Here is a 2,508-nt window from a genome sequence, read left to right on the forward strand (position 1 = left end):
CAACTATGTCGACCACGATCCGGTGGTCAGTCACATGAAGCAGCTTCAGGCGCCGTTCCAATGGCGGGATGCTTCCAAAAGCAGCGTGGTCGACAAGAGCAGCGACGAAGTCATGGGCGACGCGCGCGAGTTCAAGCTGCGCGACGGGCTGGCGCTTCCGCTGGTCACGCTCGACGGCCAGATCGTCATGGTCTCGCTGGGCGGCGAATCCGTCGAACTGTCGGATCAGGAATTCGGGATGGTCTCGCTGGCATCGACCTACGCGATCGGTCGCGCGATGCAGTTGCACACCAAGGCCGACGGCGTCATCGATCACATAGAATTGACGGCGCGTGAGCGGGAATGCCTGCAATGGGCGGCCGTCGGCAAGTCCGAATGGGAGATATCTCAAATTTTAGGCATCTCGGAACACACTTCCGAGAAACATCTTCTTAACGCCAAGAGCAAACTGGGCGCGGCCAACCGCGTGCAGGCAGTCGCGGAGGCGATTAGGCGTGGCTATATTAGCTAGGTCGGCCGTGCCGACCTAGAAATTCTTGCCTGCGCAGCCGCGCAATATTTTAAGGGACATCACGGCCGTATCTTCCTCTTAAGCCTAGGAGACGGCTAATGCTTTTCGCCCTTACCACTCAGGAATTGATGGAACGTCCCGACCTTTGGGAGGCGGTTCATCGCCTGCGCTACAAGATCTTCGTCGAGGAGATGGGATGGACCGATCTCGATCGTCCGGACCAGCTCGAGATCGATCAGTTCGATCATGACGAGGCCGAACATCACCTCGTCATCCGCAACGGCGAACTGGCAGGCTACCAGCGCATGCTGCCGACCACACGGCCGCATCTTCTGACCGACGTGCTGTCGGATCTCTGCGAGGGGCCTTCCCCCTCGGGACCGAATGTCTGGGAGCTCACCCGCTATGCGGTGGCTCCGGGTTTTCGCGACGGCAAACGCGGCGTCTCGACGGTCGGTACCGAACTGATCGCCGGCTTCGTCGAATGGGGCCTGAAGCGCAACGTCAACCAGGTCATCATCGAGTTCGAGCCGATGTGGGTGCTCAGAGCGCTGCAACTGCATTTCCTGGCAAAGCCGCTCGGCTATCAGCGCACCTATGGCAACCAGCAGGTCGTGGCGACGCTGCTGACCTTCACCGACCATACGCTTGAGGTCGTGCGGGCCCGCCGCAACCACTTCCTGCCGGTGCTGAACCGGGGCTATCCCGGTCAGCTCGGCCTGAAGCAGGCGTCGTGATGGAGGTGGTCATGAGTTTCCATCCCGAACCGGAACTGCGTGGCCACACGCTGGTCGTCACGGTGTCCTCGCATGACGGAAGGCCGGTGCTCGACAGGCATGCCTATGCGAGCCTTGCCAGGACTTTCCACGAGGCAGCGACCAATGACGAGGTCCGCGTCGTCATGCTGCGCGGCCTTGCCGGATGCTTCTGCCTTGGCGGCGACTTCTCGGAGTTCCTGGACGCCACCAAGCACCGAGAGCTGATCGCCGCTGTCACCGACATGTTCCGCATGTTGGCGACCTTCCCCAAGCCGGTGCTTGCCTGTGTCGACGGCGACGCCGTCGGCGTCGGCTGCACCGTCCTGTTCCACTGCGACATGGTGATCGCTTCCAGGGGCAGCACCTTCAGGGTTCCGTTCGTCGATTTCGGTCTGGTGCCGGACGCGGCGACCAGCATTCTGGCGCCCCAGAAGCTCGGCTATGCCGGCGCCTTCCGCTTCTTCTGCCTCGGCGACACGCTGGGCGCCGAGGACGCCAAGGCGCTCGGCCTGGTCGGCGAGATCGTGACGCAAGGCAGCGCCGAGGAAGCAACGCTGGCGAGGGCGAAACAGCTGGCCAAGAAACCCGTGACGGCATTGCTGCAGACGCGCAGCCTGCTCAAGGGCGACACGGACGTGTTGTGCGACCGCATTGATCACGAGATCACGCTGTTCCAGCAGGCGCTTCAGGACGACACCACGCTGAAGCGGCTGCAGCGGATCGCTCGCCTGGCCGCCTGAGCGGCCGGCATGAACATCAGCGCCGCGTGGCCGAAAGCCGCGCGGCGCTGTAATCCGTCCAAACGCTCCATGCGTTTTAGGATTTTGATTTGCGCATCTCTTCATCCCGAAACCGGTTCCCGCTTTCGGGAGACATGCTTTAGTCTTTCAGGAATTCCGGCCCCTCGCCGATGATCTTCTTGTCGGGCTTGCCGACGGCGTCGAGGTCTCTTCCGTCATAGGGCAGGGAAAGCAGGATACGCTGGATCACCGCGAGCCGGGCGCGGCGCTTGTCGTTGGCCCGCACGACGATCCAGGGTGAGAACTCCTTATGCGTGCGCTCGATCATCTGGTCGCGCGCCTTGGTGTAGTCGTCCCATTTGCTGACGCCGGCGATGTCGATCGGCGAGAACTTCCAGTTCTTCAGCGGCGACCAACGGCGGTCATGGAACCGTTCGAGTTGCGTTTCGCGGCCGATATTCAGCCAGAATTTGAAGAAATGGATGCCTTCGTTGCAGAT

3 protein-coding genes and 1 pseudogene are annotated in these 2,508 nt (G+C 61.8%); 3 read left to right on the forward strand and 1 reads right to left on the reverse strand.

The features are described 5' to 3' along the window. From EOD07_RS30560 to EOD07_RS30570, 3 genes are all read left to right on the forward strand, one after another. Window positions 1–511: LuxR family transcriptional regulator (locus tag EOD07_RS30560; protein ID WP_127237957.1), on the forward strand; the 511-nt coding region annotated here is incomplete at its 5' end. Between the two features lie 98 nt (window positions 512–609). Then, window positions 610–1,248 carry a GNAT family N-acetyltransferase gene (locus EOD07_RS30565; protein ID WP_041007387.1) on the forward strand — a complete coding sequence of 213 codons (639 nt, stop codon included), beginning with the start codon at window positions 610–612 and terminating at the stop codon, window positions 1,246–1,248. A gap of 11 nt (window positions 1,249–1,259) precedes the next feature. After that, on the forward strand, window positions 1,260–2,009 hold the full coding sequence (locus EOD07_RS30570) for an enoyl-CoA hydratase-related protein (protein WP_127237958.1): 750 nt from the start codon (window positions 1,260–1,262) through the stop codon (window positions 2,007–2,009). Between the two features lie 139 nt (window positions 2,010–2,148). Here the strand turns inward: EOD07_RS30570 and EOD07_RS30575 are convergent. Continuing rightward, a pseudogene (locus EOD07_RS30575) lies at window positions 2,149–2,508 on the reverse strand (polyphosphate kinase 2); the annotation flags it as partial.

The organism is Mesorhizobium sp. M2C.T.Ca.TU.002.02.1.1 (genome assembly GCF_003997225.1).